Annotated in this window: 20 protein-coding genes; 6 read left to right on the top strand and 14 right to left on the bottom strand. The window is 67.5% G+C overall.

Translation table 11 applies throughout. The annotated features are described in order from the left end of the window. Positions 1 to 12: 12 nt before the first annotated feature. The 6 genes from tuf to QNM97_RS04510 all read right to left on the bottom strand — a co-directional run bounded on the left by tuf (position 13) and on the right by QNM97_RS04510 (position 6,566). Positions 13 to 1,203 (bottom strand): elongation factor Tu, encoded by a 1,191-nt coding sequence (gene tuf, locus QNM97_RS04535; protein ID WP_006367846.1) that lies wholly within the window; start codon positions 1,201 to 1,203, stop codon positions 13 to 15. Between the two features lie 131 nt (positions 1,204 to 1,334). Then, positions 1,335 to 3,440 carry an elongation factor G gene (gene fusA / locus QNM97_RS04530; protein WP_283821789.1) on the bottom strand — a complete coding sequence of 702 codons (2,106 nt, stop codon included), beginning with the start codon at positions 3,438 to 3,440 and terminating at the stop codon, positions 1,335 to 1,337. A gap of 148 nt (positions 3,441 to 3,588) precedes the next feature. Continuing rightward, a complete protein-coding gene (gene rpsG / locus QNM97_RS04525) occupies positions 3,589 to 4,059 on the bottom strand; it encodes a 30S ribosomal protein S7 (RefSeq protein ID WP_005199940.1) in 471 nt (156 codons plus the stop codon). A 6-nt stretch (positions 4,060 to 4,065) separates the two neighbouring features. Further along, positions 4,066 to 4,437: a 30S ribosomal protein S12 gene (gene rpsL / locus QNM97_RS04520; RefSeq protein WP_006367844.1), complete on the bottom strand. Its 372-nt coding sequence runs from the start codon at positions 4,435 to 4,437 to the stop codon at positions 4,066 to 4,068. A gap of 549 nt (positions 4,438 to 4,986) precedes the next feature. Continuing rightward, entirely contained in the window at positions 4,987 to 5,664 is a 678-nt protein-coding gene (locus tag QNM97_RS04515) for a hypothetical protein (protein ID WP_502874988.1), read from the bottom strand. Then, a complete protein-coding gene (locus QNM97_RS04510) occupies positions 5,661 to 6,566 on the bottom strand; it encodes an exodeoxyribonuclease III (RefSeq protein ID WP_283821787.1) in 906 nt (301 codons plus the stop codon). The genes QNM97_RS04515 and QNM97_RS04510 overlap by 4 nt, the downstream gene beginning before the upstream one ends. 165 nt (positions 6,567 to 6,731) lie before the next feature. Here QNM97_RS04510 and QNM97_RS04505 point away from each other — a divergent pair, with 165 nt between their 5' ends. The 6 genes from QNM97_RS04505 to QNM97_RS04480 all read left to right on the top strand — a co-directional run bounded on the left by QNM97_RS04505 (position 6,732) and on the right by QNM97_RS04480 (position 14,622). Then, entirely contained in the window at positions 6,732 to 8,348 is a 1,617-nt protein-coding gene (locus QNM97_RS04505; RefSeq protein ID WP_283821786.1) for a serine/threonine-protein kinase, read from the top strand. A gap of 29 nt (positions 8,349 to 8,377) precedes the next feature. Further along, positions 8,378 to 9,025 (top strand): Pr6Pr family membrane protein, encoded by a 648-nt coding sequence (locus tag QNM97_RS04500; protein ID WP_283821785.1) that lies wholly within the window; start codon positions 8,378 to 8,380, stop codon positions 9,023 to 9,025. A 100-nt stretch (positions 9,026 to 9,125) separates the two neighbouring features. After that, positions 9,126 to 10,787 (top strand): sigma-54-dependent Fis family transcriptional regulator, encoded by a 1,662-nt coding sequence (locus QNM97_RS04495; RefSeq protein ID WP_283821784.1) that lies wholly within the window; start codon positions 9,126 to 9,128, stop codon positions 10,785 to 10,787. Between the two features lie 241 nt (positions 10,788 to 11,028). Continuing rightward, complete coding sequence (locus tag QNM97_RS04490) at positions 11,029 to 12,525, top strand: aldehyde dehydrogenase family protein (protein WP_283821783.1); 1,497 nt, start codon at positions 11,029 to 11,031, stop codon at positions 12,523 to 12,525. 83 nt (positions 12,526 to 12,608) lie between these two features. After that, on the top strand, positions 12,609 to 13,727 hold the full coding sequence (locus tag QNM97_RS04485; RefSeq protein ID WP_283821782.1) for an NDMA-dependent alcohol dehydrogenase: 1,119 nt from the start codon (positions 12,609 to 12,611) through the stop codon (positions 13,725 to 13,727). Positions 13,728 to 13,830: 103 nt separating this feature from the next. Continuing rightward, a complete protein-coding gene (locus QNM97_RS04480) occupies positions 13,831 to 14,622 on the top strand; it encodes a hypothetical protein (RefSeq protein ID WP_283821781.1) in 792 nt (263 codons plus the stop codon). Between the two features lie 153 nt (positions 14,623 to 14,775). On the opposite strand, the gene QNM97_RS04475 is transcribed toward QNM97_RS04480, so the two are convergent. The 8 genes from QNM97_RS04475 to QNM97_RS04440 all read right to left on the bottom strand — a co-directional run bounded on the left by QNM97_RS04475 (position 14,776) and on the right by QNM97_RS04440 (position 24,936). Then, positions 14,776 to 15,399 carry a TetR/AcrR family transcriptional regulator gene (locus QNM97_RS04475; protein ID WP_283821780.1) on the bottom strand — a complete coding sequence of 208 codons (624 nt, stop codon included), beginning with the start codon at positions 15,397 to 15,399 and terminating at the stop codon, positions 14,776 to 14,778. Next, positions 15,396 to 16,208 carry an enoyl-CoA hydratase family protein gene (locus QNM97_RS04470; RefSeq protein ID WP_283821779.1) on the bottom strand — a complete coding sequence of 271 codons (813 nt, stop codon included), beginning with the start codon at positions 16,206 to 16,208 and terminating at the stop codon, positions 15,396 to 15,398. The genes QNM97_RS04475 and QNM97_RS04470 overlap by 4 nt, the downstream gene beginning before the upstream one ends. A 61-nt stretch (positions 16,209 to 16,269) precedes the next feature. Continuing rightward, positions 16,270 to 17,427, bottom strand: coding sequence for an acyl-CoA dehydrogenase family protein (locus QNM97_RS04465; protein WP_283821778.1), 1,158 nt, complete (start codon positions 17,425 to 17,427; stop codon positions 16,270 to 16,272). Continuing rightward, a complete protein-coding gene (locus QNM97_RS04460) occupies positions 17,424 to 19,580 on the bottom strand; it encodes an acetyl/propionyl/methylcrotonyl-CoA carboxylase subunit alpha (protein WP_502874987.1) in 2,157 nt (718 codons plus the stop codon). Before QNM97_RS04460 ends, QNM97_RS04465 begins: the two co-directional genes overlap by 4 nt. Positions 19,581 to 19,588: 8 nt before the next feature. Continuing rightward, positions 19,589 to 21,187, bottom strand: coding sequence for an acyl-CoA carboxylase subunit beta (locus QNM97_RS04455; protein ID WP_283821777.1), 1,599 nt, complete (start codon positions 21,185 to 21,187; stop codon positions 19,589 to 19,591). 13 nt (positions 21,188 to 21,200) lie between these two features. Beyond that, a complete protein-coding gene (locus QNM97_RS04450; protein ID WP_283821776.1) occupies positions 21,201 to 22,361 on the bottom strand; it encodes an acyl-CoA dehydrogenase family protein in 1,161 nt (386 codons plus the stop codon). Between the two features lie 4 nt (positions 22,362 to 22,365). Further along, the gene (locus QNM97_RS04445) at positions 22,366 to 24,123 is read right to left on the bottom strand and encodes an acyclic terpene utilization AtuA family protein (protein ID WP_283821775.1); all 1,758 of its coding nucleotides are present in this window, start codon (positions 24,121 to 24,123) and stop codon (positions 22,366 to 22,368) included. Continuing rightward, complete coding sequence (locus tag QNM97_RS04440) at positions 24,124 to 24,936, bottom strand: TIGR03084 family metal-binding protein (RefSeq protein ID WP_283821774.1); 813 nt, start codon at positions 24,934 to 24,936, stop codon at positions 24,124 to 24,126. Positions 24,937 to 25,090 lie beyond the last annotated feature (154 nt).

Genomic DNA, 25,090 nt, shown 5'->3' with positions numbered 1-25,090 from the left:
CACGGGAAATCGTCACTTGACGATCTTCGTGACTCGACCCGCACCAACGGTGCGGCCACCCTCGCGGATGGCGAAGCGCAGGCCCTCGTCCATGGCGACCGGCTGGATGAGCTTGACGCTCATCTCGGTGTTGTCGCCCGGCATGACCATTTCGGTGCCCTCGGGGAGGGTCACGACGCCGGTCACGTCGGTGGTACGGAAGTAGAACTGCGGACGGTAGTTGTTGAAGAACGGGGTGTGACGGCCGCCCTCGTCCTTGGACAGGATGTAGGCCTGGCCCTCGAACTCGGTGTGCGGGGTCGTGGTGCCCGGCTTCACGATGACCTGGCCACGCTCGACGTCCTCACGCTTGAGGCCGCGGAGCAGCAGACCGGCGTTGTCGCCCGCCTGCGCCGAATCGAGGAGCTTGTGGAACATCTCGATACCGGTGACGGTGGTCTTGGTGGACTTCTCGCGGATGCCGACGATCTCGACTTCCTCGTTCACGTTGACCTCGCCGCGCTCCACACGACCGGTGACCACGGTGCCGCGGCCGGTGATGGTGAAGACGTCCTCGACGGGCATCAGGAACGGCTTGTCGGTCTCGCGAACCGGATCCGGGATCGACTCGTCGACCGCGTCCATGAGCTCCTCGACGGACTTGACCCACTCCGGGTCACCCTCGAGGGCCTTGAGCGCCGACACCTTGACGACGGGGGCTTCCTCGTCGAATTCCTGGGCGGCCAGCAGTTCGCGGACCTCCATCTCGACGAGCTCGATGATCTCTTCGTCGTCGACCATGTCGGCCTTGTTCAGGGCGACCAGGATGTAGGGCACACCGACCTGGCGGGCCAGCAGCACGTGCTCACGGGTCTGCGGCATCGGACCGTCGGTGGCGGCAACCACGAGGATCGCGCCGTCCATCTGGGCAGCACCGGTGATCATGTTCTTGATGTAGTCGGCGTGACCCGGGGCATCGACGTGCGCGTAGTGACGCTTCTCGGTCTCGTACTCGACATGCGAGATGTTGATCGTGATACCACGAGCCTTCTCTTCAGGAGCCTTGTCGATCTGATCGAACGCGAAGCTCTTGTTGAGGGTCGGGTACTTGTCGTGCAGGACCTTGGTGATGGCCGCGGTCAGGGTGGTCTTGCCGTGGTCGACGTGACCGATGGTGCCGATGTTCACGTGCGGCTTGGTCCGCTCGAACTTCGCCTTCGCCACTTGATTGTCCTCCTGGACTTGTTGCTCTACTGGGCGGATCCCAGCAGGGGTTTTCTCTTACGTTGTTCGCGCCGTGTCACCACGACGTCGGTCGCCGTGAGCGCTTCGCGACAGACCGCGCAGCGAGTGAATTACTCGCCGGTGGCCTTCGCGATGATTTCCTTCGACACGTTCGCCGGAACCTCGGCGTACGAGTCGAACACCATGGAGTAGTTAGCCCGGCCCTGGGTCCGCGACCGCAGGTCGCCGATGTAGCCGAACATCTCCGACAGCGGAACCTGCGCCTTGACGACACGGGCACCGCTGCGCTCCTCCATGGCCTGGATCTGGCCACGGCGGGAGTTCAGGTCGCCGATCACGTCACCCATGTAATCCTCGGGAGTCGTGACCTCGACGGCCATGATCGGCTCCAGGATGACCGGGCTCGCCATCCGCGCAGATTCCTTGAGAGCCTGTGCACCGGCGATCTTGAAGGCCATTTCCGAGGAGTCGACGTCGTGGTACTGACCGTCGAGCAGGGTGACCTTCACGTTGACCAACGGATAACCGGCGAGCACGCCGTACTGCATCGCGTCCTGCGCACCGGCATCCACTGAAGGGATGTACTCGCGCGGCACACGACCACCGGTCACGGCGTTCTCGAATTCGTAGGTCGCACCATCCTCGGCGTCCACGAGGGGCTCGAGCTTGATGATGACCTTCGCGAACTGGCCGGAACCACCGGTCTGCTTCTTGTGCGTGTACTCGTGCTTCTCGACGGTCTTGCGGATCGTCTCGCGGTAGGCCACCTGCGGCTTACCGACGTTCGCCTCGACCTTGAACTCACGACGCATGCGGTCGACGAGGATGTCGAGGTGGAGCTCGCCCATACCGCCGATGACGGTCTGACCGGTCTCCTCGTCGAGGTGGACCGAGAACGTCGGGTCCTCTTCGGCGAGCTTCTGGATCGCGGTGCCGAGCTTCTCCTGGTCGGACTTGGTCTTCGGCTCGATGGAGACGTTGATGACCGGGTCCGGGAAGCTCATCGACTCGAGCACGATGGGTGCGTTCGGGTCGCACAGGGTGTCACCGGTGGTGGTGTCCTTGAGCCCGATCATCGCGTAGATGTGTCCGGCCCAGGCCTCGTCGACCGGGTTCTCCTTGTTGGCGTGCATCTGGAAGAGCTTGCCGATGCGCTCTTTCTTGCCCTTGGTGGCATTGAGCACCTGGGTACCGGCGCTGATGTGACCGGAGTACACCCGCACGAAGGTCAGCTTGCCGAAGAACGGGTGCGCAGCGATCTTGAACGCCAGAGCCGAGAACGGCTCGTCGGCGCTGGGCTTGCGAGAGAGGATCTCCTCCTCGTTGCCCACCGCGTGGCCCTCGACGCTCGGCACGTCCAGCGGGGACGGCAGGTACGCGATGACGGCGTCGAGCATCGGCTGGATGCCTTTGTTCTTGAACGCCGAACCGCAGATCACCGGGTAGAACTCGCGGGCGATCGTGAGCTTGCGGATCGCACCCTTGATCTCGTCCTCGGAGAGCTCCTCGCCACCGAAGTACTTCTCCAGCAACGCCTCGTCGCTCTCGGCGACGGTCTCGAGCAGCTTCTCGCGGTACTCGGCGGCCTGATCGACGAGATCGGCGGGGATCTCCTCGAAGGTCGGCTCCGCACCGATCTCGACGGTGCCGCGCCAGGTGATCGCCTTCTGGGTGATCAGGTCGACGACGCCGTCGAAGTTGTCCTCGGCACCGATCGGCAGCTGCAGGACGAGCGGCTTGGCACCGAGACGCTCCTCGATGGTGCGCACGGTGAAGAAGAAGTCCGCACCGAGCTTGTCCATCTTGTTGACGAAGCAGATACGCGGCACGTCGTACTTCTCGGCCTGTCGCCAGACCTGCTCGGACTGCGGCTCGACGCCTTCCTTGCCGTCGAACACGGCGACCGCACCGTCGAGCACGCGCAGGCTGCGCTCCACCTCGACGGTGAAGTCGACGTGGCCCGGGGTGTCGATGATGTTGATCTGGTTCTTGTTCCAGAAACAGGTCACCGCAGCGGAGGTGATGGTGATCCCCCGCTCCTTCTCCTGCTCCATCCAGTCGGTCGTCGAAGCGCCGTCGTGGGTCTCACCGATCTTGTAGTTCACACCGGTGTAGAAGAGGATTCGCTCGGTCGCGGTGGTCTTGCCGGCATCGATGTGGGCCATGATGCCGATGTTGCGAACCTTGTTGAGGTCGCTGAGCACTTCCTGTGCCATCAAGTTCCCTTCGGGAAAGATTTCGGACTAAAGGCTGTCTTCATTTGTCAGCCCGGGCTCGCTGCGCTCGCCCCCACCCTCGCGGGCTCGGGTGGACTGGCCGGTCGTCGCTGCGCTCCGAGCGGCCAGTGCCCGGTGTTGAGTTCTTCTACCAGCGGTAGTGCGCGAACGCCCGGTTGGCCTCGGCCATCTTGTGGGTGTCCTCGCGACGCTTCACCGAGGCGCCCAGACCGTTGGAGGCGTCGAGCAGCTCGTTGGCCAGGCGCTCGACCATGGTCTTCTCGCGACGCTGCCGGCTGAAGGTCACCAACCAGCGCAGGGCGAGGGTGTTGGCACGGTTCGGCTTGACCTCGATCGGCACCTGGTAGGTGGCACCGCCGACGCGGCGGCTCTTGACCTCGAGGGTCGGCTTGACGTTGTCGAGGGCGCGCTTGAGGGTGACCACCGGGTCGGTGCCGGTCTTCTCGCGGGCCTGCTCGAGTGCGCCGTAGACGATGCGCTCGGCGGTCGACTTCTTGCCGTCCAACAGGATCTTGTTGACCAGCTGGGTGACCAGCGGCGAACCGTAGACGGGATCGTTGATCAGCGGGCGCTTGGGTGCGGGTCCTTTACGTGGCATCGCTTATCAGCTCCCCTTCTTCGCGCCGTAACGGCTGCGGGCCTGCTTGCGGTCCTTGACACCCTGGGTGTCGAGCGAGCCGCGGATGATCCGGTAACGCACACCGGGGAGGTCCTTCACACGACCACCGCGCACGAGCACCATCGAGTGCTCCTGCAGGTTGTGGCCCTCACCCGGGATGTAAGCGGTGACCTCGACGGCACTGGTCAGGCGCACACGGGCAACCTTGCGCAGCGCGGAGTTCGGCTTCTTGGGGGTGGTGGTGTAGACGCGGGTGCACACGCCGCGACGCTGCGGGCTTCCCTTGAGCGCTGCGGTCTTCTTCTTCGCAGCCTTGTCATGACGGCCCTTGCGGACCAGCTGATTGATCGTTGGCACTGGGTATTTCTTCCTTTGTCGGCACGTTCGCCCGCACACGAGGTGGAGCGCTCGATGGTGTTGTCGTCGTGGTTTGTGCTCCGGGCAGGTCGTCGGAAACGGTCGAGACCGGACTTCCGGCGACCTCCACAACTCGCCCCACCAGGGTGTAAGCCCTGGTCAGTACAGTTATTGCTACCCCGAGGTCGGGCGTGTCAAACACCCGACAGCGGAATCGCTTGTCAGTCCGGCCACCCCTCGCACGGGCGGGAGTTCCCATGCGAGCTGTCTACCTGCGTCACCGTGGGCGTAAACCTCGGGCGGCGTGGGCAGGGCACGCGGACTGGCCCGGCTGTTGCCAGGCACCGACGGTCCACTCTACCGATGGGGTTCACACAGGTCAAAAATCGGATCCAGACGGCCAACACGACCGCAACCCGGAGTGATCGGCAGATGACCGGACGTGGTTGGTCAACCGCCTGACCTGCCCGAACATTCCCGCGCGAGAAAATCGGACACATGCGGCGCCGGGGCGCGTACCGGAGGTGCTCAGTGTCCCACCGAAAGTGCTCAGTGCCCCAAAAAGGTCTTGAGCATCACGATGACCGCGGCGAGCCCGGCGGCGATCAGCCCGGCGATCAGCATGCGCATGTCGAGTCGATTGCCGCGGACGCGCTCGGTGACGATCGGGACCGAGGCGATCCGGATCACGATGACGCAGCCGGACACCAGCTGGGCGACCTGCGTCGGGATGAGGTCGTGGTACCCGAGGGCCAGGATGATGGCGGGCCAGATCGCCGACGACATGATGGGCACCGCGTCGCGCAGCTCGTCGAGGATTTCGCGACGCAGGTCGGGGCGTTCGGCTTCGCCGCCGTCGTCCACCTCGGCGCCCTCACCTCCCTCGCCGTCGGTGTGGCTGCCGCTCGTGCTCTCGTGTGCCTCCGGGATGTTGGCCCACGCGAGCAGGTCCGCGAAGACGTGCGCGATATAGGTGGTCACCCCGGTGCCGAGCACGATCAACACCGCATGTCCCTCGTAGATGTCGCCGGCCGAGGCGAGGACGATCGCCGCCAACACCAGGAGGTTGCCGTAGACATAGGCCGAGAGCCGCGAGGCCGCCCGAGCGGGCGGCAGCGGTCCGCCGCGACGCACGGTGAGGACGCCGTACCACTGTGCGTGCGCACGGTTCCCGGTATCACTGGGTCCGGAATCGTTCACACCGGCACCGGGCGCGGCGTCGCTCACGAGGACGCCCGGCCCGGGCCGACGTCCTTGGCCTGGGGCAACGACACCTTCGATGATCCGCGTCGCGCCGGGTTGGACGGCGGCGGAACCATCGGCCCGATGTCGCCGTCGGGGGCGTCGTCGAGGTCGACGATGACCGGTGCGTGATCGCTGGGCTTGGATCCCTTGCGCGCGGCGCGGTCCACCCACGCCGCGGCCACCCGGGGTGCGGTGTCGGCGCCGGCGAGGATCAGATCGATCCGCATGCCGAGATCCTTGTGGAACATTCCGGCACGGTAGTCCCAGTAACTGAAGACACGTTCGGACGGCCACCGGGTCCGCACCACGTCGGTCAGGCCGAGATCCTCCAGACCGGCGAGCGCCGCGCGCTCGGGTTCGGTGACGTGCGTGTGACCCTCGTAGGCCTTGGGGTCGAACACATCGGCGTCGGCGGGCGCGATGTTGATGTCGCCGCACAGCATCGTCGCGGCCGCCTCGGGCGCGACCACCTCCCGGAGCCGGTCGAGCCACGCGAGCTTGTAGCGGTAGTGATCGGAATCTGGCTCGCGGCCGTTGGGCACATAGAGGGAGTACACGCGCACTCCCCCGCAGATCGCCGACACCGCACGCGCCTCGGGCGCCGACTCGGGGTCGGGATAGCCTGGCGCACCGTCGAATCCGCGGCGCACCTCGGACAGGCCGACCCGGGACAGGATCGCGACCCCGTTCCACTGCCCCTGCCCGACGTGGGCGAACTCGTAACCGCGGTCGGTGAATTCGGGCCCGAGGACGGTGTCGAAGACGTCGTCGGAGAGTTTGGTCTCCTGCAGACACACCACATCGGGACGCCGCTCATCGAGCCAGGGCAACAGCCGAGGAATCCGCTGTTTCACCGAGTTCACGTTCCAGGTCGCCACGCGCATGCGACCACGGTATCGCCGCCCGACGGAGCGCTCGCGGCATCCACCCCGCAGATCCGATCCGCCGAACAGAGGACCGAGGACGTGACCACCAAGGGTCGGGTGTGTCATCGTCGATCACAGACCCTGTCGATCACAGACCCGCCAGCCGAGCAAGGGCGCGAGACCATGACATTACGAGTCGGCTCGACCTTCGCCGGATACACCGTGCTCGCCCCACTCGGCGCCGGCGGTATGGGCGAGGTCTACCTGGTGGAGCATCCACACCTGTTGCGGCGCCAGGCGCTGAAGGTCATCTCGCGTCTCGGGGCGGGTAACGACGAGTTCGTGCGACGCTTCCTCCACGAGGCCCGCACCGCCGCAGCCCTGGACCATCCGGGCATCATCACGGTGCACGACTTCGGGATCGTCGACGAGACACCGTGGTTCACGATGAGTTACATCGATGGTGCCGACCTGAGCGCCGCAGACCTCACGCCCGACGAGGTCGTGCACATCGTGAGCCGCGTCGCCGACGCCCTCGACCACGCCCACCACCAAGGAGTGGTGCACCGCGACATCAAGCCCGCGAACATCGTCGTGACCCGCTCGGCGTCGACAAGTGAGATCGACCGGGTGATCGTCCTGGACTTCGGGATCGCCAAGCTCGCCGACGGCAATGCCACACCACTGACCGCGACCAACGCCATCATCGGCACCCTGGCCTACTGCGCGCCCGAGATCATCGAGGGCGGCGCCGCGACCGCACGCTCGGATCAATACTCCCTGGCGTGCACGGCCTATCAGCTCCTCACCGGCACCACACCGTTCCACGCAGCCGAGCCCGCAGCACTGATCCGCGACCATCTCGCCCGGCCCGCCCCCGCACTCGGCCTCGCCCATCCCGACCTCGCCGGACTCGACGCGGTCTTCGCCACCGCACTGGCCAAACACCCCGAGAACCGCCACCGCGACTGCCGCTCGTTCGCCGCCACGCTCGCCGCGACGAGCACCGCTGCAACGAGCACCATCGCGACGGATCCGACGACGACGGCGCTGCCCCGAGTGCCCCACACCCAGTGGCGCGCTCCACCGTCACAAACCCCACCGCCACGCTCGCGACCACCGCGAACCCCGCCACCCGGGACCCCGGCCCCGCGCACTCGGCCCATCACCGACGAGCGCACCGTCGCCCGGGCCCGACCGCCCGCTCCGATCCCAGAGACGCCAACCCCGCCCACTCCGATCCCGCCGCCGGCTGCCGCACGACGCACCCGCGGAACCGCCGCCACGCTCTGCGCCGTGATCCTCGCCCTTGCCGGCGTCGCGATGGTCGCCGGAAGTCTGCTCGGCTGGGCGACGATCTCGTTCACCGACACCACCGGCCGGCAACGGAGTTACACCATCAGCGGACTCGGCACCGTCGGCCACGGTGGTGCCGCGGGCGACTTCGACCCGCTCTCCGTCGCGCACTACACCGCAGCGGGCATGCCGACGGTCATCTGCGGGGCGGTACTCGTGCTCGCCGCGGGTGCGCTCTGCATACACCGCCTGGTGTTCGTGGGCGCGATGCTGGGAATATTCGCAGGCGGGGCCGGTGCATTCTTCGCCGCACGCGCGATCCGCGACCCGTGGCAGGCGGTCGCCTCGACCGATCCCTCGCTCACCCCGTTTCGGCAGTGGCTCGACGCGGCCACCGTCGGTCCGGGCCTGTGGATGGTCGCCGCGAGCGCCGCGGTCGGCGTCGTCGTGTCGATCGTGGCCGCGATCGTCGGCTCGCCGACCACCTCGCGTCGGGGAGCATGACAGGACGAGGGGCATGACAGGATTGCGGCATGTCGGAAATCTCCGTCCTGTCCCGAATCGACGAACGGCTGTGGTGGATTCGACTCCTGCGGTTGGGCTTTGCGGCCCTGGGTGCGGCGGCGTTGATCCTGCTGCCGATCCGGCAGGCCGACGTCGCCGGTTTCACCCTCGGCAACTACCTGAGCTACTTCACCGTGCTGTCGAACATCGCCGCCGTCTGCGTGTTGATGATCGGTGCCGTATTCGCACCGGAATCCGTTGCGTGGCAATGGATCAGGGGCGCTGTGACCACATGCATGGCGATCACCGGGATCGTCTACGCCCTGCTGCTCTCGGGCATCGACGTGAACCTGAACATCGAGTGGATCAACTCGGTGCTGCACCGTGTGTTGCCGGTGGTCCTGCTCGTCGACTGGATCGTGGTGCGACCGCGCCGCCTGCCGTCGTGGAGTTGGTGGAGTTGGCTGGCGATCCCCTTGGTCTATGGCGTGTACACGCTCACCCGGGGCACGGTCGTCGACTGGTATCCGTATCCGTTCATCGACCCGCGCACACAGGGGTACCTGTCGATGACGATGTCGATGATCGTCATCGTCATCGGGATGGCCGGGCTCGCCTTTGCCGTGTCCTGGCTCGGGACGCGGCTGCCCTGGAGACCTGCCGGATCCCCGGGCTGACGAGACCGGCCGGCCGGACACGACGAGGCAAGCACCAGGACTCGGGACCCGTGCGGGCGGTCCGGCGCCTTTCGCGCGCACCCCGACATGTGCCATCGTTGTGACCATCGACACAACAGCGGCAGCGCGCCCCGACCCTCACCATCGGACCCCCGGCCGACAGGTCATCGCAGCGTCCTGGCGGCGATCGGCGCTGTCCGGAATCCGCCCCGATCGCGATGTGCTGCCCGCACCGGTGGACATCTCTTCGGCCGACCCGCTCCTCGACGCCGCCCGGCCCGTCCTCGACGAGGCCGCCTCGCGGATCGTCGGCAGCGAGATGTCGCTACTGCTCGTCGACCACGAATGCCGCATGGTCTCCCGCGTCACCGGTGGCACCACCATCGAGCGCGCACTCGACGGCGCGGGCGCCGCCAGCGGGGTGCCCTTCGGCGAAGCCGCGGTCGGCACCACCGCGCTCGGTACGCCCGTCGAGATCCGACGCGGCGTGATGGTCAACGGGTCCGAGCACTATCTCGAGAAGTTCAAGCGACTCAGCTGCTTCGGTCAGCCGATCATCCATCCGGCCACCCGTCGCCTCGTGGGCAGTCTGTGCATGACCGAGGTCGCCGACAACACCAACCCGTTGGCGGTGCCGTTCGTCAACGGCATCGTCGCCGACATCGCCGACCGGCTCCTCGATCGTTCTCGCTCGCATCAACGACGGGTGCTCGACGCATTCCAGCGCGCCGCCCCGCGCCGTGACGTGGCGGTCGCCGCCATCGGTGACGACATCCAGCTCACCAATACCCTTGCGGCCGAACTACTCTGCGCGTCCGACTTCGGTGCGCTGCGGGCGCTGGTGGCCGACCCGGCGCTGCACCCGACCACCCTGTCGCTGACCCTGGCCGGCGGCACCGCCGTGGAGATCCTCGTCGAGCCGGTGGCGGGAACCCATGGTGCGGCGCTGTTCCACCTGCGGCCGCTGACCGTCGGTGCCGGCTCGACCCCCACCCCCGCCCGCCCGGCCTCGGTGGCCGCGGGCATCGCGATCACCGGTGAGCCGGGTACCGGGCGCAGCACGACGGCCCGGGCGCTGGCCGCCGATCTCGGCGGCGGTCACCGACCACCGATCGTCGTCGACATCGCCGACGCCCTCATCGACGGCACCGCGCCGGACATCGCAGCGGTGCTCGCCCGGTGCCGCGCGGAGTCGGTGGCGCTGGTCGTCGACGGCGCCGAACTCCTCGACGACCGTTCGCTGATCCTGCTCCGCCATGCCGCGGGCCGGGCGACACCGGCCGCGCCGGTGATCGTGGTGACCGGTCCGCCGGCGCAACTCGGCGCCGGAGCCGCGGCTCTCATCGGGCACTGCCCGCGTCGGGTGGACCTGCCGCCGCTGCGCCAGCGCAGCACCGAGCTCGCCGCAATCGCCAGCGGCATCGTCGCCGACCTCGCACCGGACACCGCCCTGTCGGGCGGGGCCACCGACTGCCTGCTCAGTCAGGAGTGGCTGGGCAACCTCACCGAGTTGGTGTCGGTGCTCGACGAGGCGGTGGCCACCTGCCGGTCCCGCTCGGCGCGCACGATCGAGGTCGCCGACCTCCCCGAGCGGTACCGCACCACAAGCCGCGCCGCGCATCTCGCCGGTCGCGAACAGGCCGAGCGTCAGGCGATCATCGACGCGTTGGAACGCTGCTCGCACAACAAGGTTCAGGCCGCCCGGGAACTCGGGATCTCCCGGACCACGCTGTACGCGCGGATGCGGGCGCTCGGGATCTGAGGCGAGCCCACGGCTACCGGAGAGCATCGTCTGCTCCCGACACGTCGATCCACCCCGTGATCGCGCTGCCGCTGTCGGCACCTGTCCAGCACGGTGTTCAGTTTCTGTACATCTCGCCCGACCCATGCGGTGGCAGAAATAGAAGCAGGACCGAATATGACCCCCGTCACAAATGATCCATCGTTGATGACACCGCCATGTTCGCCCCCTTCCTTCACCACTGAGTCGAGCAGGAGACCCCATGACCGCCGTCGCAACCGACCTCCTCCCCCGCGTACGGGATTTCATCTCGTCGGAGAAGAAGATGCTGATCGGGGGTGAGTGGGTGTCGGCGGAGTCCGGGCAGACGTTCGAGACCATCGATCCCGCCACCGCCCGCCCCATCACCAGCGTCGCCCACGGCGGTGCCGCCGACATCGACCGTGCGGTGCGCGCGGCCCGCGCCGCATTCGACGAGGGCGCGTGGGTCCGGATGAAGCCCAACGAGCGGGAACGTCTGCTGTGGCGGGTCGGTGACATCCTCACCGAACGCGCCGAGGAGTTCGGCCAGCTCGAGGCCCTCGACAACGGCAAGGCCGCGACCATCGCGACCGCCGTCGACACCAACTGGTCGGCCGACATCTTCCGCTACAACGCGGGTCTGGCCACCAAGATCACCGGCTCGACCGTGAACGTCTCGATGCCGTTCGTCCCGGGCGGCGAGTTCCACGCGTACACGCTGCGCGAGCCGGTCGGCGTCTGCGGGCTCATCGTGCCGTGGAACTTCCCGCTGCTCATGGCGTCGTTCAAACTGGCACCCGCACTCGCCGCCGGCAACACCGTGATCCTCAAGCCGGCCGAGCAGACCCCGCTCACCGCCCTGCTGCTCGGTGAGGTCTTCCAGGAGGCGGGCTTCCCGCCCGGCGTGGTCAACATCGTCACCGGTTTCGGCGATGCGGGCGCGGCACTCTCGGCCCACGACGACGTCGACAAGATCGCCTTCACCGGTTCGACCGAGGTCGGCAAGAAGATCGTCGACGCGGCCAAGGGCAACCTGAAGAAGGTGTCGTTGGAACTCGGCGGCAAGAGCCCCAACATCGTGTTCGCCGACGCCGATTTCGAGAAGGCGGTCGCCGGGTCGGTGGCGGCGTGGATGTTCAATCACGGCCAGTGCTGCGTCGCCGGTACCCGCCTGTTCGTCGAGCGCCCCATCTTCGACGACTTCACCGCCGCGGTCGCCGAGGCCGCCTCGCAGGCCAAGATCGGGCCGGGCCTGGACCCCACCACCGAACTCGGACCGCTGGTCAGCCAGGAGCAGTTCGATCGGGTCTCCGGGTACCTCGCGGCCGGCCTCGCCGACGGCGCTCGCGCCCTGACCGGCGGAAAGCGTTGGGGCAACGAGGGATTCTTCATCGAGCCGACCGTGTTCGTCGACGTCGAACCGGACTTCTCGATCGTGCGCGAGGAGATCTTCGGCCCCGTCGTCGCCGCCCTGCCCTTCGACGCCGACACCGGTGTCGCCGCGACGGCCAACGATTCCATCTACGGTCTGGCCGCAGGGATCTGGACCCAGGACCTGTCCAAGGCCCACAAGACCGCGCGGGCGATCAAGGCCGGCTCGGTGTGGGTGAACCAGTACAACGGCTTCGACACCGCGATGCCGTTCGGCGGCTACAAGCAGTCCGGGTGGGGCCGCGAACTCGGCGGCTCGGCGATCGATCTGTACACGCAGACCAAGGCCGTCAACGTCGCTCTGTGATAGTTCCTCTCTGTGACAAATACAAACTGCGACAACATCTTTCGCTCTCTGTTCAATTCTCATCAACCACATAGGAGTAGTCGATGACCATCACCACCAAGGCCGCCGTCCTCACCGGCCCGGGCAAGCCCTTCGAACTCGTCGAACTCGATCTCGAGGAGCCCCGCGACGGTGAGGTACTGATCAAGTACACAGCTGCGGGACTGTGCCATTCCGACCTGCACCTCACCGACGGCGACCTGCCGCCGCGCTATCCCATCGTGGGCGGGCACGAGGGTTCGGGCATCATCGAGGCGGTCGGCGCCGGCGTCACCAAGGTCAAGGTCGGCGACCACGTCGTCTGCAGCTTCATCCCCAACTGCGGCACCTGCCGCTACTGCTCGACCGGCCGGCAGAACCTCTGCGACATGGGCGCCACCATTCTGGAAGGCTCGATGCCCGACGGATCGTTCCGATTCCGTTCCGGCAAGGACGATTTCGGTGCGATGTGCATGCTGGGCACATTCTCCGAACGCGCCACCATCAGCCAGCACTCGGTGGTCAAGGTCGATGACTGGCTGCCGCTGGACAAGGCCGTCCTGGTCGGTTGCGGCGTCCCGTCGGGCTGGGGCACCTCGGTCTACGCGGGCGGGGTACGCGCCGGCGACACCGTCGTCATCTACGGCATCGGCGGGCTGGGTATCAACGCCGTGCAGGGTGCGGTCTCGGCCGGCGCCAAGTACGTCGTCGTCGTCGATCCGGTTGCGCTGAAGCGGGATACGGCCATCAAGTTCGGGGCGACGCATGCCTTCGCCGACGCCGCGGAGGCCGCGGCCAAGGTCAACGAGCTGACCTGGGGTCAGGGTGCCGATCAGGCACTGATCCTGGTCGGCACCGTCGACGAGGAGGTCGTCACCAACGCGGCCGCGGTGATCGGCAAGGGCGGCACCGTGGTCATCACCGGCCTCGCCGATCCCACCAAGCTGACCGTGCATCTGTCGGGCACCGATCTGGTCCTGAACCAGAAGACGATCAAGGGCACGCTGTTCGGCTCGGCCAACCCGCAGTACGACATCGTCAAACTGCTGCGCCTCTACGACGCCGGGCAGCTCAAGCTCGACGAACTGATCACGCAGACCTACACGCTCGATCAGGTCAACGAGGGCTATCAGGATCTTCGCGACGGCAAGAACATTCGCGGAGTGATCATCCACGACAGCTGAGCAATTCGGCGTCCACCGACCCGACCCGGACGTACCACGCCCCCGCTGGTGCGTCCGGGTCGTTCCATGTCGGTGACCGTCGAGCCCTGGGTACGCTGATCGCGTGATCAGTCCGGGAACACTCGCCGCGGTGCGCACCGAACTCGGCAGAATCCGGACCAATCCGACCGACACCCTGCTGATGCTCGCGTTCAACTCGGCGATGGTGTTCGTCCTGTGGTTCGCGCTCCCGCGAACCTGGTTCTTCACCTTCACCGGCCCCGAGGGCCTTCCGTACGCCCTCGCCGGCTGGATGTACGCCGACGTGTGCGCCACCAACGTGCTCGCCCCCGACCGCGAGCGGGTGTTGTCGAGCCTCGACGACCCGCGTGCCTTCGCCGAATTGTTGCGCTCCAAGGCCTTGGGGCTGTGGCTTCTGATCGGACCGGCGTGCGCGACGCTCGCGATCATCATCTCGCTCGTGGGCGACCGCAGTTGGGTGTTCACCACCGAGGTGGTTCTCGCCGTCGCCGTCGTTCCCCTCGGTGCGCTGGCCATGACAAGTCTGGTGGGAATCATGTTCCCCTACCATCTGCGGTCGCTGCGCTGGCGATGGGAACACCGCCGGCAGTTCAAACAGGTCATCCTGCGGTGGCTCGTGTTGCTGGTCCTGCCCTACACGCTCTATCCGGTGGCCTTCGGGTTGATCGTCGCGCTGCCGGTGACGATCTGGCGGCTGTCCCGGCGCCTGGGCTGGGACCGCGAGCTGTCGACCATCGACTTCCTCGTCTGCGTCGCGATGGCCGTGATCATCACCGCGCTGATGTGGACGCTGGCGCATCGTTTCGCGGTGAGCTGGGTTCACCGCCACCGCGAGCGGGTGCGCGAGTACCTGCTCGACGTCGAGCGGGGCTGAGCCCGGTCGGCGATTCTCAGCGTCTGGTCGACGGAATCGGGTGCCCGCTCGGCGCAATTCAGTTCGGTGTGCGCAGTTCAGTTCGGTGTGCGCAGTTCAGTTCGGGGTGCGCAGTTCAGTTCGGGGTGCGCAGTTCAGTTCGGGGTGCGCAGTTCAGTTCGGGGTCTGCAGCGCCGCCGAGACCATCTCGGTCCATGCGGCGACGACCTGCGCACGTCGTGCGGAGTCGTCGGAGAGGGTGTCGGCCAGACCGAGACCGCGGGCGAGGTCGAGGGTGACCTGCGCGATCCGGTGCACCCGCGGATCGGTGCCGGTGGGATCGAGCATCGAGGTGGTCATGCGGTGCGCCGCGTGGGCGAACTTGTCCTCCATCGGCAGGATCAGTCGACGCAGTGCCGGATCGGACGCGGCGGCGGCCCAGACCTGCAGGGCTGCCTTGAACACCGTGCCGGTATACAGTTCGACGGCACGGTCGATCGCGGCGGCCACCCGCGCGTCTCCCTCCGGCAGTTCGGCTTTGGCCGCCGACGCCGATTCGGTCATGTCCTCGAAGATCTCCTCGAGCGCGGCGGTGATCAACGCCTCCCGCGTCGGGAAGTGGTGTTGCGCCGCGCCCCGGGACACCCCGGCGCGCTCGGCCACCGCTGCCACCGTTGCCGCCGACCACCCGTCGCGTGCCAGCGCGTCGATGGTCGCGTCGAGGAGCCGTTCCCGGGTCAGCCTCGAGCGCTCCTGTTGCGGTTCGCGCGGACCGGCCGCACGTGCCCCCGAGCTCACGGCGCCAGGCCCGCGGTGAGATCCCATGCGGGACGCCGTTTCGACAGGAACGCCGTCATTCCCTCGCGCGCCTCGTCACTGCCGAACAACGCCGCCGATTCGGCCGCCCGTCGCTGTGCGTCGCGATCGAAGGCTGCTAGCACCGGCGCCGTGGTGAGTTCCTTCGACGCGGCCAGTCCTTGCGGCGAGGCCTTGCCGATACCTCTCAGCACGGCGCCGAGCGTGGCGTCGAGGTCGTCGACACCGTTGTGCGCCTGCGTGATCAGTCCGATGCGTTCGGCGACGGCGGCGTCGAACGTCTCACCGGTGAGATAGTAGCGGCCCGAGGACCGTGCGGTCATCTTCGGCAGCAACACCACCGAGATCACCGACGGCGCCAATCCCAGCCGCGCTTCGGTGAGCGCGAAACTGCATGCGGGACCGGCGAACACCATGTCACAGGCGCCGATCAGCCCGAGCCCGCCGGCCCGCACGTGCCCGTCGATGCGGGCGATGACCGGTTTGCGCAGTTCCAGGATCGTCCGGAGCACCCCCAGCATCGCCTCGGTCCCGGCCGCCGACGCCTCTTCCACACTCGCACCGCGAGCCAGCGCCTCGCCGAGATCGGCTCCGGCACAGAACGTGTTGCCGGTGTGGGTGAGCACCACCGCGCGTACGTCGGGGTCGCCCCCGGCGTGGACGAGCCCGTCGAGGAGTTGGGCGACGAGGGCGGTGCCCAGGGCGTTACGGTTCGCCGGCGAGTCCAGGGTGAGGGTGGCGATGCCGTCCGCGATCACGCGGTGGACGACTTCGGTCTGCTGATCGGTCACGTCGGGTCCTTCGTCGGCGGTGTCGGTCGGGGTTCGGTGTCTCGTTCGAGGCGTATCCGGGTCAGTACGACTTGGGCAGACCCAGACTGGTCTGGGACACGAAATTCAGGATCATCTCACGACTGACCGGGGCGATCCGGGCGATCCGGGCCAGCGACAGCATCGGCGCGAGACCGTATTCGGTGGTCAACCCGTTCCCGCCGAGCGAGTGCACCGCGTGATCGACGATCTTCACACACGCCTCCGCCGCGGCGTACTTCGCCATATTCGCCGGTTCGGCCGCACCCCAGTCATCCCCCGAGTCGTAGAGCGTGGCGGCCTTCTGCATCATCAGTTTGGCCATCTCCAGCTCGATCTTGCCCTGCGCCAACGGATGTGCGATCGCCTGGTGCGCGCCGATGGGGGTTTTCCACACGGTGCGATCGGTGACGTACTCGACCGCCTTGCCCAGCGCGAAACGTCCCATCCCGATCGCCGACGCCGCACCCATGATCCGCTCCGGGTTCAGCCCGGCGAACAACTGACTCAGGGCGGCGTCCTCGGAGCCGACGAGTGCATCCGAGGGCAACCGGACGTCGTCGAGGTAGAGCAGGAACTGCTTCTCCGGGTTCTGCAGTTCCATGTCGATCTGCTTGTACTCGAAGTTGGGTGTGTCGGTCGGCACGATGAACAGCGACGGCTTGAGGTTGCCGGTCTTGGCGTCGGTGGTGCGTCCGACGATGAGGACCGCCTGCGCCTGGTCGACCCCGGAGATGTAGATCTTGCGGCCGTTGAGGATCCAGTCGGATCCGTCGCGGCGCGCGGTGGTGGTGATGTGGTGCGAGTTGGATCCGGCGTCGGGTTCGGTGATACCGAATGCCATGGTGATCGAGCCGTCCGCCAGGCCCGGCAGCCATCGCTGCTTCTGTTCGTCGGTGCCGAAGCGGGCGATGACGTTGCCGCAGATGGCCGGTGACACGACGAGCATCAGCAGACCGGTGCCCGCGGCGGCGATCTCCTCCATCACGATCGACAGCTCGTACATGCCGGCACCGCCGCCGCCGTACTCCTCGGGCAGGTTGACCCCGATGAACCCGAGTTCACCTGCCTCACGCCACAACTCGTCGGTCTTGCGTCCCTCGCGGGCGCACTCCCGGAAGTACTCCTGGCCGTACTTGCCGGCCAGACCGGCGACCGCTGCGCGCAGTTCGGCCCGCTCGGGGCTTTCGATGAAACTCATGGCGTGTTCCCCTCGTTCGATTCGATCGGTGTGGCATTCGTGGCGGTGCCGGTGTTGTCCGGGCCGGTGTTGTCTGGGCTGGAGTTCTCGGGACTCGTCTCCTCGCCGATGACGGCGAGCACGTCGCCGACCGCGAGCTGGCGGCCGGGTTCGACGGCCAGCGTGGTGACGACGCCGTCGGCGGGCGCGGAGATGGTGTGTTCCATCTTCATCGCCTCCAGCCAGATCAACGGCTGTCCGGCGGTCACCCGATCACCTTCGGCGACAGCCACTCTGATCACCGCGCCCGGCATCGGCGCCAGCAGCGATCCCGGGCGTTGCACGGCGGTGGGATCGATGAATCGTGGCGCACGGCGCAGATGCACCGCCCACCCGGGGCCGTCGACGAAGACATCGTCGGAATCCGCTCCGGTCCGATCGGTCCCGCCGCGGTACCGGGACACGCGCAGTTCACGCCGCAGGCCGGTGCGGTCGGTGAGCACGACGGCCTCGGGCGTGGCCGCGAGCACCGAGAACTCCGGCGCATCCGGCAGCTCGATACCGTTGCGGCCGTTGCGGTACCGGACCCGGACCTCGGTGTCGTCGGCGCGCAGATAGGCCTTGGTCTGATACCCCGAGGCCATGTTGCGCCACCCGGAGGGCAGGCCGGCCTGCACCCGGGCGGCAGCGCGGTTGGCCGCGGCATCGGCCAGTGCGGCCGCGATGCCGGCCATGGCCACCTCGTCGTCGCCGGCCGACGACGCCGCCAGTGCGTCGAGTCCGACGGTGTCCAGATAGCCGGTGTCGGTGAGCCCGGACAGGAAGGTGGCATCGCGCAGGATGTTCACCAGCAGATCGCGGTTGGTGATCGGACCGTGGATCGTGGCGTCGGCCAATGCACCGGCCAGCATCGCCGCCGCCCGCCCCCGGGTGGGCGCCCACGCGATGACCTTCGCCAGCATCGGGTCGTAGAAGGTGGAGATCTCCGAGCCGCCGGCAATCGACGAGTCCACCCGCACCCCCGGTCGCGACAGTGGACCGAAAGTCGTTGCGGCGCCGATACCGAACGCGTGCACCCGCCCCGACTGGGGCTGCCATCCGGCCGCGGGGTCCTCGGCGTAGAGACGCACCTCGATCGCCGCGCCGCGAGCGCGTGGCGCCTCGACGTCGAGGTGGTCGCCCATCGCGATCCGCAACTGCCACTCGACGAGATCGGTGCCCGTGGTCAGTTCGGTCACCGGATGCTCCACCTGCAGGCGGGTGTTGGTCTCCAGGAAGTAGAATCGGCCGGACTCGTCGGCGAGGAACTCGACGGTTCCGGCGCCGGTGTAGCCGATCGCCTCGACCGCGGTTCGGGCTGCGGCGTAGAGCTTCTCACGCATCGCCTCGCCCACCCGCTCGACGAGCGGGGCCGGTGCCTCCTCCACCACCTTCTGATGGCGGCGCTGGATCGAGCACTCCCGCTCCCCGACCGCCCACACCGCACCATGGGAATCGGCGAGCACCTGCACCTCGATGTGGTGTCCGCGTTCGACATACGGTTCGCAGAACACCGTCGGATCGCCGAACGCCGACTGCGCTTCGCGCCGGGCCCCGTCGACCTGCTCGGTGAGGTCGGCGAGATCGCGGACGATCCGCATGCCGCGGCCACCGCCACCGGCGGACGCCTTGATCAGCAGCGGCAGGTCCGAGTCGGCGACCGCGGCCGGATCGATGTCCCCGAGGACCGGCACACCGGCATCGGCCATCAGTTTCTTGGCGTTGACCTTGGAGCCCATCGCCGAGATCGCCGCGGGCGGCGGTCCGATCCAGATCAGGCCCGCGTCGAGCACCGCTTGGGCGAAGTCGGCGTTCTCCGAAAGGAATCCGTAACCCGGATGAACCGCGTCGGCACCCGCGGCGCGGGCGGCGGCGATGATCTTCTCGCCCTGCAGATACGTCTGGGCCGAGGTCGATCCGGGCAACCGGACCGCCACGTCGGCCGCGCGGACATGCGGTGAGCCGGCGTCGGGGTCGGAGTACACCGCGACGGTGCCGATACCCATCGCCCGGCAGGTGGTGAACACGCGGCAGGCGATCTCGCCGCGGTTGGCGACGAGTACGCGCGAGATGGTGCCGGTCATGGCGGGCTCCACGGTCCTGTTCTGTTCTGCGGTGTCCTGTTTTGCGGTCATGAAAGTCCTCACATCCGGAAGACGCCGAAGTTCGACGTCCCCTCGACGGGTGCACTGTGGATCGCCGAGAGGCTCAGCCCGAGAATCGTACGGGTGTCACGCGGGTCGATCACCCCGTCGTCGTAGAGCATTCCGGACAGGAACGCCGGCACCGACTCCGTCTCGATCTGCGCCTCGATCATCTGCCGCATCGCCGCATCGGCGGCCTCGTCGACCACACCGCCGCGCGCCTCGGTCGCCGCGCGGGACACGATGGAGATGACACCGGCCAGTTGTGCGGCGCCCATGACCGCGGATTTCGCACTGGGCCAGGCGAACAGGAAACGGGGATCGAAGGCGCGCCCGCACATACCGTAGTGCCCGGCACCGTAACTGGCGCCCATCAGCACCGACAGGTGCGGCACCGTGGAGTTCGAGACCGCGTTGATCATCATCGACCCGTGCTTGATGATGCCGCCACGTTCGTACTCCTTGCCGACCATGTAGCCGGTGGTGTTGTGCAGGAACAGAAGTGGTGTGTTCGAGCGGTTGGCGAGCTGGATGAACTGGGCCGCCTTCTGTGATTCCTGGCTGAACAGCACTCCCTGCGCGTTGGCCAGGATGCCGACCGGATAGCCATGGATGCGCGCCCACCCGGTGCACAGCGAGTTGCCGTATTCGGGTTTGAACTCGTCGAAGTCGCTGTCGTCGACGATGCGCGCGATCACCTCGCGCGGGTCGAACGGGATCTTCAGGTCGCCCGGCACGATGCCGAGCAATTCGTCGGCGTCATACCGTGGTTCGCTGACCTCAGCGACCGGCCGCGGACCGGATTTGCGCCAGTTCAGGCGGGCGACGATGCGTCGTCCGATCCGCAGCGCGTCCTGCTCGTCGGCGGCATAGTAGTCGGCCAGCCCCGACTGCCGTGCGTGCAACTGTGCGCCGCCGAGGGACTCGTCGTCACTGTCCTCACCGGTGGCCATCTTCACCAGCGGCGGCCCGCCGAGGAACACCTTCGACGCGTTCTCGATCATCACGACGTGGTCACTCATCCCCGGCACGTAGGCCCCGCCGGCCGTGGAGTTGCCGAAGACGATGGCCACCGTGGGGATTCCGGCCGCCGAGAGCCTGGTCAGGTCGCGGAACATCCGCCCGCCCGGGACGAAGACCTCTTTCTGAGTCGGCAGATCCGCACCGCCGGACTCCACCAGCGAGATCACCGGCAACCGGTTGGCCAGGGCGATGTCGTTGGTGCGCAGGATCTTACGCAGGGTCCACGGGTTGGACGTGCCGCCCTTGACGGTCGGGTCGTTGGCCACGATCACGCATTCGACACCCTCGACGACCCCGATGCCGGTCACCACCGAGGCGCCGACGGTGAAGTCCGAGCCGTACGCCGCGAGCGGACACAGTTCGAGGAACGCCGAATCCTCGTCGATGAGCATCTCGATACGTTCCCGAGGGATCATCTTGCCGCGCTTGCGGTGTCGTGCGATGTTCTTCTCACCGCCGCCGGCGAGCGCCTTGTCGAGCTCGGCCTGCAGGTCGTCGAGCTTGCCGAGCAGGCCCTCCCGGTTGGTCTGATATGCCTCGCTCGCCGTGTCGAGCGTGGAACGGATCGCCGTCATCGGATGCTTCCCCTCACTGCTGGTAACCCAGTCGTTTGGCCGCCAGGCCGGTCAGGATCTCGGTGGTGCCACCGCCGATCCCGATGATTCGCATGTCGCGATACTGCCGCTCCACCTCGGTGCCGGTCATGTAACCGAGCCCGCCGAAGAGCTGAACCGCCTTGTCGGCCACCCATTGTCCGGTCTCCACGGCGGTGTTCTTGGCGAAACACACCTCGGCGATGAGGTCGTCGCCGGAGGCGATCTTGCGTTCGACGACCGCCCTTGTGTAGGTGCGGGCGACGTCGATCCGACGGGCCATCTCGGTCAGCGCGTCCTGCACCGACTGCCGCGCGATGATGGGTTTGCCGAAGGTCTCCCGCTGCCGCGCCCAGTCCACGGTCAGGTCCAGGCAGCGTTGCGCACTGGCGTAGGCCTGGACCGCCAGCGAGGATCGTTCGGTGACGAAGGCCGCGGCGATCTGGGCGAATCCCGAGTTCTCCGGTCCCACCAGGTTCTCCACCGGCACCCGCACGTCGACGAAGGACAGTTCGGCGGTGTCCGAACACCGCCAGCCCATCTTGTCGAGTTTGCGGGTGACGGTGAATCCCGGTGTGCCCTTCTCGATCACGAGCAGCGACACGCCGGAGGCGCCGGGGCCGCCGGTGCGGACGGCGGTGACCACGAAGTCGGCGCGCACCGCCGAGGTGATGTAGGTCTTGGCACCGTTGACCACGTAGTGATCACCGTCGCGCGCAGCACGCGTGGTCAGATGCCCGACGTCGCTGCCGCCGCCGGGTTCGGTGATCGCGAGGCTGCCGATCATCTCACCGGCCAGCGTGGGACGAACCCATCGGTCGATCTGGGCGGGGTCCCCGGCGGCGATCAGATGCGGAAGGGCGATTCCGTGGGTGAACAGCGACGCGAACACGCCGCCCGCGGCACCTGCGTAATGCAGTTCCTCACCGAGAATCGAGGCGTCCACGAGATCGCCGCCACTTCCACCGACCTCCTCGGGTATGCCCAGCCCGAACAAGCCGAGTGTGGCAGCCTCCCGGTGGATCTCGCGCGGGATCTCGCCCGTCTTCTCCCACTCGTCCTGGGCGGGAAGGACATGACGGTTCACGAAGCCACGCACGGTCTCCCGTAACGCGCGTCGTTCATCGCTGTCCCAGATGTCATTGGTGATCGGCATGTGTTCAGTCCTGAGCGGTTGTTGTCGGGCTGGTGGAATTCTCGAGGAACCTCAACGGGATCGGAACCGGCCGCGAGCGCAGCCACTCACCCATCCCCTTGGCCTGCGGATCAAAGCGCACGTTGTCGGCGACCCCACGTCCGAGCACTCCCTCGATGACGAAGTTGACCGCGAGTAGGTTGGGTAGCCGATAGCGGCGCACCGTGAGGCCGGCAACCTCGGGCAGCAGTGTGGTCAGCAGGTCGGTGTCGAGTGTGGCGTCAAGCCACTCGAAATGGTCCGGATCACGCACCCACACACCGATGTTCGCGCTGCCGCCCTTGTCGCCGCTGCGCGCTCCGGCTAGGGTACCCAGCGGCATCATCCCGGTGGGCTCGGGATCGGCTGCGGCGCCGCCGGGCACGCGGTTGACCGGCTCGTCGCCCTCGACAGCCGTGCGCAGCGGGCTGGGTTCGATGCGCTCGACCACGCCGTCGGGCAACGCAACCCGATGCTCGATGACCGCAGCGTCGACATAACCGGGTTCGAACACCCCGTACGGAGAACCGTGCCCGGGCGGTGCGGTCATGCTGAATCCGGGGTAGCTGGCCAACGCCAACTCAACTGCAGCCGAAGAGAATCCCCGGCCCACCGTGGCAGCGTCGGGGTCGCGGGCGACACAGCGCAGCAGTGCCGAGGCCTGCTCCTCGGTGGCGGCATCGTCGCGGTCGAGTCGCGAGAGCTCCCAGGTGATCTGTTCGGGCTCGGTGGGCAGCGCCGCGAGGAATTGACTCTTGAACAGCTCCGCCTTGGCCTCGATGTCAAGGCCGGTGAGGATCATGGTGATCTCGTTGCGCACGCCCGCAAGATGATTGAGCGAGACCTTGGTGGTCGTCGGTGGCGCCTCACCACGGACCCCGGTAATCGCCACGCGGTCCTGGCCTTGCTGGGCGAGGGTGATGGTGTCGAGCCGGGTGGTGACGTCCGGGCCGAGGTAGCGCGGTCCGCCGACCTCGTACAGCAGTTGCGCGGTCACCGTTCCCACGGTCACTACACCTCCGGTCCCGGCATGTTTGGTGATGACCGAGGAACCGTCGGCGGCGATCTCGGCGATCGGGAAGCCCAGATGCCCGGCACGCGGCGAGTCGGCGAGGCCGAGTTCGGTGAAGAACGCGTAGTTGCCGCCGGTGGCCTGGGCGCCGCATTCGATGACATGTCCGGCCACGACCGCGCCGGCGAGCGCGTCGAGGTCGTCGTATCCCCAGTCGAAGGCGCTCGCGGCCGGGCCGACGGTGAGCGAGGCGTCGGTGACCCGGCCGGTCACGACGATGTCGGCGCCGGCGTCGAGTGCGGTCTTGATACCGAAGGCGCCGAGGTAGGCGTTGGCGGTCAACGGTGTTCCCAAGTTCAGCTCGGCGGCGCGGTCGACCAGGTCGTCGCCGTCGACGAAGGCCACGCCGACGTTCACGCCCACCTTCTCGGCGAGTTCCCGCAGGGCGACGGCGAGGCCGTGTGGATTGAGACCACCCGCGTTGGACACGATGCGCACGCCCTTGTCGACGGCGAGGCCGAGACACTGCTCCATTTGACGCAGAAATGTCTTGGCGTAGCCGGTGTTCGGTTCTTTGAGACGATCGCGGCCGAGGATGAGCATGGTGAGCTCGGCGAGGTAATCGCCGGTGAGGTAGTCGAGTTCACCGCCCTCGAGCATCTCCCGCATCGCCGAGAAGCGATCGCCGTAGAAACCCGACGCATTACCGATACGGACTGGATTGGGAGTCATCTATCGACCTTCCGTCGAGGGAGCGGGGGTCACCGAGGGCTCCCGCCCGGCGCCGGGCGGCCCGGCGAAACATTGTGCGATCGTGGACCATTCACGGGCGTCGTCACCGACGATCTCGAGGTCGAGGTCGGCCGGGGCACGACGCTGGGTGACCAGTTCACAGAAGTCGACGGCCGGGCCGCGCACCACATCGGTGGCGTCGGCGGGCCCCCATGTCCACAGCGCCCCCGACGGAGCGGTGATCTCGAAGCGGAACGGTGTGGCCGGAGGCGTTCTCCCGTTGACGACATAGGCGAAATCGCGAGTGCGTACCCCGATGTGCACGACCGCCTTGATGCGGTCGGTGGGCGCAAGGCGCACGCCGAGCGCATCGGCGACGTCGAGGCCGTGCGCCCACGTCTCCATCAGCCGAGCGGTGGCCATCGAGGTCGCCGACATGGGCGGGCCGAACCACGGGATCTTCGTCCCCTCGGGCACCGCGAGCAGCGCGCGCTCCAGCGACTCACGTGCCGTCCGCCAGTGCGCGAGGAGGTCGGCGGGAGACATCTGCGCCCCCTGCTCCGCGGCCGCGTCGACGAAGCCGGCCGGATCCTTCATCGCCTCGCGGGCGATCTCGGCGAACGCCGCCGGATCGGTGGCGGCGACCGCGGCCACCTCATCGGTCCACCCCAGATGCGCGATCTGGTGGGCGATGGTCCACCCGGGCGCGGGTGTGGGGGTCGAGAAGGCCTGGCCATCGAGGTCGGCGACCAGGTCATCGAGTTCGGCAGAGGCGGCGGCGAGGTCGGCGACGACCTCTTGCACGAGCGACATGCGACCAGCGTCACACGTCGGCGCCAAAAAATCAAGCACGCATGATTGTTTTCCCGCGACGGCGCTCTTCCCCTCGCCGACAGCGCTCTTCCCCTCGCCGACAGCGCCCGCCAGATCCGCGACGGCGCCTTCCTCGCCGATTCGCCACCCCTTC

The organism is Gordonia sp. L191 (assembly GCF_030077625.1).
Classification (GTDB): domain Bacteria; phylum Actinomycetota; class Actinomycetes; order Mycobacteriales; family Mycobacteriaceae; genus Gordonia; species Gordonia polyisoprenivorans_A.
This window is presented reverse-complemented; position numbering and strand designations above follow the sequence as displayed.

Bases quoted from the DNA above. Each gene is read 5' to 3' on its own strand.
- fusA (WP_283821789.1), bottom strand. From the start codon at position 3,440: ATGGCACAGGAAGTGCTCAGCGACCTCAACAAGGTTCGCAACATCGGC.
- rpsG (WP_005199940.1), bottom strand. From the start codon at position 4,059: ATGCCACGTAAAGGACCCGCACCCAAGCGCCCGCTGATCAACGATCCC.
- QNM97_RS04510 (WP_283821787.1), bottom strand. From the start codon at position 6,566: ATGCGCGTGGCGACCTGGAACGTGAACTCGGTGAAACAGCGGATTCCT.
- QNM97_RS04505 (WP_283821786.1), top strand. From the start codon at position 6,732: ATGACATTACGAGTCGGCTCGACCTTCGCCGGATACACCGTGCTCGCC.
- QNM97_RS04500 (WP_283821785.1), top strand. From the start codon at position 8,378: ATGTCGGAAATCTCCGTCCTGTCCCGAATCGACGAACGGCTGTGGTGG.
- QNM97_RS04490 (WP_283821783.1), top strand. From the start codon at position 11,029: ATGACCGCCGTCGCAACCGACCTCCTCCCCCGCGTACGGGATTTCATC.
- QNM97_RS04485 (WP_283821782.1), top strand. From the start codon at position 12,609: ATGACCATCACCACCAAGGCCGCCGTCCTCACCGGCCCGGGCAAGCCC.
- QNM97_RS04465 (WP_283821778.1), bottom strand. From the start codon at position 17,427: ATGAGTTTCATCGAAAGCCCCGAGCGGGCCGAACTGCGCGCAGCGGTC.
- QNM97_RS04460 (WP_502874987.1), bottom strand. From the start codon at position 19,580: ATGACCGCAAAACAGGACACCGCAGAACAGAACAGGACCGTGGAGCCC.
- QNM97_RS04455 (WP_283821777.1), bottom strand. From the start codon at position 21,187: ATGACGGCGATCCGTTCCACGCTCGACACGGCGAGCGAGGCATATCAG.
- QNM97_RS04450 (WP_283821776.1), bottom strand. From the start codon at position 22,361: ATGCCGATCACCAATGACATCTGGGACAGCGATGAACGACGCGCGTTA.
- QNM97_RS04445 (WP_283821775.1), bottom strand. From the start codon at position 24,123: ATGACTCCCAATCCAGTCCGTATCGGTAATGCGTCGGGTTTCTACGGC.
- QNM97_RS04440 (WP_283821774.1), bottom strand. From the start codon at position 24,936: ATGTCGCTCGTGCAAGAGGTCGTCGCCGACCTCGCCGCCGCCTCTGCC.